5 protein-coding genes and 1 pseudogene are annotated in these 4963 nt (G+C 67.4%); all 6 read left to right on the top strand.

Annotation, left to right across the window (positions count from 1 at the left end; all coding sequences use genetic code 11):
* Window positions 1–167, top strand: a pseudogene (locus ACWELJ_RS33260) (mammalian cell entry protein); the annotation flags it as partial.
* On the top strand, window positions 164–1174 hold the full coding sequence (locus ACWELJ_RS33255; protein WP_452370037.1) for an MlaD family protein: 1011 nt from the start codon (window positions 164–166) through the stop codon (window positions 1172–1174). The pseudogene ACWELJ_RS33260 and the gene ACWELJ_RS33255, both read left to right, overlap by 4 nt.
* Window positions 1174–2280 carry an MCE family protein gene (locus ACWELJ_RS33250; RefSeq protein WP_452370036.1) on the top strand — a complete coding sequence of 369 codons (1107 nt, stop codon included), beginning with the start codon at window positions 1174–1176 and terminating at the stop codon, window positions 2278–2280. The genes ACWELJ_RS33255 and ACWELJ_RS33250 overlap by 1 nt, the downstream gene beginning before the upstream one ends.
* Window positions 2277–3419 carry an MCE family protein gene (locus tag ACWELJ_RS33245; protein WP_452370035.1) on the top strand — a complete coding sequence of 381 codons (1143 nt, stop codon included), beginning with the start codon at window positions 2277–2279 and terminating at the stop codon, window positions 3417–3419. Before ACWELJ_RS33250 ends, ACWELJ_RS33245 begins: the two co-directional genes overlap by 4 nt.
* Window positions 3416–4591 (top strand): MCE family protein, encoded by a 1176-nt coding sequence (locus tag ACWELJ_RS33240; RefSeq protein WP_452370034.1) that lies wholly within the window; start codon window positions 3416–3418, stop codon window positions 4589–4591. The genes ACWELJ_RS33245 and ACWELJ_RS33240 overlap by 4 nt, the downstream gene beginning before the upstream one ends.
* Window positions 4592–4601: 10 nt before the next feature.
* Complete coding sequence (locus ACWELJ_RS33235) at window positions 4602–4928, top strand: hypothetical protein (protein ID WP_452370033.1); 327 nt, start codon at window positions 4602–4604, stop codon at window positions 4926–4928.
* Window positions 4929–4963 lie beyond the last annotated feature (35 nt).

Below are 4963 nucleotides of genomic sequence, written 5' to 3'. Positions count from 1 at the left end.
CCGTCGAACTGCCCGACGTCCTCAATGGCGTCGCGCGGTTCAGCAGCTACGGCGCCTACGGCAACGCGTACCTGTGCAGCCTGGACGTCTCCCTGTGGGGCGTACTGCTGCCGCCGGGCCTGTTCAACCAGATCGGCGGCCAATCACATTCGGAGGTGTGCCGATGAGGCGGCTTCGCTCCCCGGGCTTCCTGGCCAACCGGCCGCTGCGGCTGGGTCTGTTCGCGTCCGGATTCGTGGTGGCGCTGCTGGCCGGATCCACCCTGATCGAGCAGGCGCACGTGGGCGACAAGACCATTCACGCCGAGTTCGCCCAGGCCGCCGGGTTGCGGCCGGGCGCGACGGTGGATGTCTCCGGCATCGAGGTCGGTCAGGTCAGCACCGTGAAGCTGGACAACGGCAAGGTGCTCGTCGACATGAAGGTGCACCGGCAGATCGAACTCGGTGACGATGCCCGCGCCGCCATCAAGATGTCCACCATCCTGGGCCGCCTGCACGTGGAGCTCACCCCGGGCAGCGGACGGACCCTGCCCGGGGACCGGATCAAGCTCGACCACACCTCGGTGCCCTACAACCTGGGCAAGGTCGTCCAGGATCCGCAGTACAAGAACGCCTTCGAACGCGTCGAGAAACTGGATCCGCAGAAACTGCGCACCGCACTGGATCTGGTGGACCAGCAGATGGGCAACTCCCCCGAGCTGACCGTCCAGGCTCTCGACAGCGTGGGCGCGCTCGCGAAGGTGATCAATGATCGCCGCGGCGAGGTGGACACCCTGCTCAAAGGCATGGACACCGTCTCGCAGCTGGCCTCGGACAATCAGAACAGCGTGCTCATGCTGCTGACCCGGGGTGAGGCCATCGGCAGCGCGGTCCAGAAGCGGCAGACGCTGCTCAAACAGCTGCTCGACAATGTCGCTTCGCTGTCGAAGCTGTTGCAGCAGATGGGACTCGAGAACAACAACCAGCTCGGGCCGCTCATCACCGACCTGAACACCATGTCGGAGGGCCTGGACAAGAACAAGGACAATCTGGCGCGGCTGTACCAGATCATGCCGGTGACCTTGCGGCAGTTCAACAATGTGCTCGGCGACGGGCCGTACGGAAACGTGTACGCGCCGTGGCTGTTCCCGGACAACTGGCTCTGCTTCGCGCAGGCCGTGCAGGGGTGCAAGTGATGCGATTACGCAGACGATTCCGGCTGGCCGCGGTATGCGGCGCGCTGCTGCTCACCTCGGCGTGCGGGCTGCTGCCCGATTCGATCGGCTCACTGCCCGAGGAATACCTGGGCGCGCGCATGAAGGTCACCGCGGATTTCGAGAGCGTGGCGGGCCTGTACGCGGGCAATGAGGTGGCGGTGCTGGGGGTTCCGATCGGGACCGTCGAAACCGTCACGCCCAAGGGCAGTTACGTCCAGGTCACCATGTCACTGGACAAGGACGTGAAGATTCCGGCCGATGCCATTGCGGCGCTGGTGAATCCACAGTTGATCACGAATCGTCACGTGGAGTTGACTCCGGCCTACACCGGCGACGGCCCGACCCTCGCCGACGGGGCCTATATTCCGATGCAGCGCACCCGGGTTCCGGTCGAACTCGATCGGATCCTGGCCACCTTCTCCCAGCTCGGCGATGCGCTCAAAGGCGACAACACCACCGGCCCGATGGCCAGCCGGGTGCTGTTCCCGCTGCTCAACGGCAATGGCGACAAGCTGCGCCAGACCCTGGACCAGCTGTCGGGCGCCTTCGAGGTGACCTTCGCCAACAAGGACCAGATCTCCAACACCATCGTCAAACTCAATGACATCACCCAGGTGATCGCTGCCAACGATCAGACCGTGCGCGACTTCAGCGGCCGGCTCACCGAACTGGTGAACCTGATGGGCGAGCAGGCCCCCGGTATCGACGCGGTACTGCGCCAGCTCGACGACTTCGTCACCAATACCGCGACCCTGGTGGGGCAGAACAAGGAGCAGCTGGCCGGGGCGCTGACCCGCTTCGTGGCCATCACCGATCAGATGCGCGCCAATGCCCGCGGCCTCACCGAGATCGTGGACGTCGGGCCGCTCATGTTCCAGAACCTGGCCAATGCCACCAGCACCGAACATCAGGCGCTGCGGCTGCATGGGCTGCTGGACAAGTCGGTGCTCGACGGGGAGATCCTGTCCACCTTCTGCGAGCGCATCCAGATGCGGCTGGACGGCTGCCGTACCGGCAAGGTGGCCGACTTCGGACCCGACTTCGGCATCACCGCCGCACTACTGGGGATCACGAACCTGAAATGACACGACGCACAACGGCTCTCGGCGGCGTCCTGACCGCCGCCACGCTGCTCACCGCCACCGGGTGCGCGGTCACCGTGGACAGCCTCCCGATGCCCAAACCGGGCCTGGGCGCACCCGGTTACACCGTGCACGCGGCCTTCGCCGACGCGCTGAACCTGCCCGACCACGCGCACGTCAAGATCGGCGGCACCGATATCGGGGTGGTCACCAAGATCGAGACCACCAACTTCCTCGCCGACGTGCGCATGCTGATCCGCGAGGACATCCGGCTGCCCCGCGGCACCACCGTCGAACTGCGCCAAGCCACCCCGCTCGGCGACATGTTCGTCGCCATGACCCTGCCCTCGGCCGCCGACGCCGGGGAGCCGTTGCACGACGGCGACACCATCGGCACCGACCACACCGCGGCGGGAGCCTCGGTCGAACAACTCATGATGTCGATCTCACTGCTGCTCAACGGCGGCGGCATCAATCAGGCCGCCAAGATCACCGGCGAGATGAACTCCATGTTCGGCGGGCGCGCCCCCGAACTCTCGCACCTGATCACCGAGATGACCGCCGCCATCGGCGCGCTCAACGCCCGCACCGGCGATATCGACTCCGTCCTCGGCGGAATGAACACGCTCTCCGGTGAACTCGCGAGGCGCAAGGCGCAACTCGGCGCGGCCGCCGACACCTTCCCGGCGTTGATCGCACTGCTCACCGAGAACAATCAGCAGATCGTGGACCTACTGGCCAAGGTGGCCATCACCACCGACGCGCTCGGCGACTTCGCCACCACCACCGGCGGCGATTTCGTGGGGCTGTTCAACAGCATTCAGGCCCTCATGTCCGGCTTCGCGCAGAGCGACCAGCTGACCGGGGCGTTGGACGGGCTGCACGCCATCTATCCGTCGCTGATGGCCAGCCTGCGCGGTCCGGCGCTCGCGGTGGCGGCGACGGTGTCCTACCTCAGTGTGGGCGCGCTGACCGACCCGCACGGCAGCCGGTGGCCGGAGCTCGGTGACGCCGGGCAGTTCATCGGCAGTCTGACACAAGTGCTGGAGAAGGTGTTCGGACGGCTCACCAGCCCGCCGCGACCGCCCGGCATACAGCCGGGCCAGTCCGAGACCCAGCCGGAGCAGGGAGGGGATCGATGAATCCGCCACTGTGGCAATGGGTGGTGCGACGCCGGATCGCCATCGCCAATGTCGGGCTGATCGTGGTGCTGATCCTCGGATCGGGCTATATCGGCGGCTACGTGCTGCGGTTCAACCCGATTCCACACACCTACTCGGTGACCGTGGAACTCGCGACCTCGGGCGGGCTGCTACCCGGCAATGACGTGACCTTCCGGGGCAGCCGGGTCGGCAGGGTCAGCGATGTGCACGTCGCCGGCGACGGAGTGGCCGCGGTCGCCGAGATCGACGACAGCGCCCGGATTCCGCTCGGCGGGACCGTGGCGGTGGGGCGGCTCTCGGCGGCCGGGGAACAATATCTGGACTTCCGGCCCGACTCCGATACCGGTCCCTACCTGCACGACGGGTCACTGGTCGAGCGGGCGCACACCAGCGTGCCGGTGCAGATCCAATCGGTGTTCGGCAATCTCGGCGATCTCGTCGGCGGCATGAACCCCGACCGGCTCACCGTGATCGTCGACGAACTGGACAAGGCCCTGGCCGGCGGCCCGGATCGATTGCGCAACATGATCTCCGGGCTGAGCCGGGCCATGGCGGGCCTCACCGACCTGCTGCCGCAGACCCGGCAGCTGATCGAGAACCTCGAGGTCATCGCCGGCACCACCCAGCACGCGCAGCCCGACCTGGGCACCCTGACCAAGGCGGGCAGCGTGCTGTTCGACCAGTTCGCCTCCGCCGACCAGGAATTGCGCACACTGCTCCAGCAGGGGCCCGGCCGGCTGGCGACCCTCAACGGGTTCATCTCCGAAACCCAGGACCCCATCACGAATCTGGTGACCAACTTCGTCGCCGTCACCCGCGCGGCCACACTGCGCGCGCCCGCCATCGCCGCGCTCTTCCCCGCCCTGCGCGCCGGATCGCAGGCGCTCGGCGTCCCCGCGCACGACGGCGCGTACAACACGCTGGTCGATCCGTGGCCGCGGCCCAGCTGCGACTACCAGACCATCCCGGTGGTACCGACCAACATTCAGGCCGACACCCGGGTGCGGCTCTACAACTACTGCGTCACCGGCGATCCGGCCCTGCAGGTCCGCGGGTCCGCCAACGCGCCGCGACCCGACCTGCCCGACAACGGGGCCACCACACCGCCGGGGGCCACCGGCAACGAACTGTCCCAGCCTGTCCCCCGTTAGGAGACTTCCCATGAGCGACAACACCATCGAGCGGCACCCGGACGAGACCCCCGACATCGGCGAGACCCCGGCGGGGGCCGTCGCCATCGAGAAGACCGAAGTCGCGGCCGTCGACGTCGCGGAACCCAAGGCCGCCGTACCTGAAGCCGCCGTGGCCGAAGCCGCGGTACCCGAAGCGGCCGTGGCCGAAGCCGCCGTGGCCGAAGCCGCGGTACCCGAAGCGGCCGTGGCCGAAGCGGCCGTGGCCGAAGCGGATACCGCTGTGCCGAAATCGGCTGGTTCGGCGACGGTGTTGCAGCACCCTCGCCGGGGCCCGGTCCGTTATCAGTCGTGCTGATGTCAGTCGTGCTGAGTGTGCGGTGTGGACGCTCC

This window comes from Nocardia sp. NPDC004582 (genome assembly GCF_053602115.1).
Note: the sequence above shows the minus strand (reverse complement) of the source record. Positions and strands in the feature narration are given on the sequence as shown.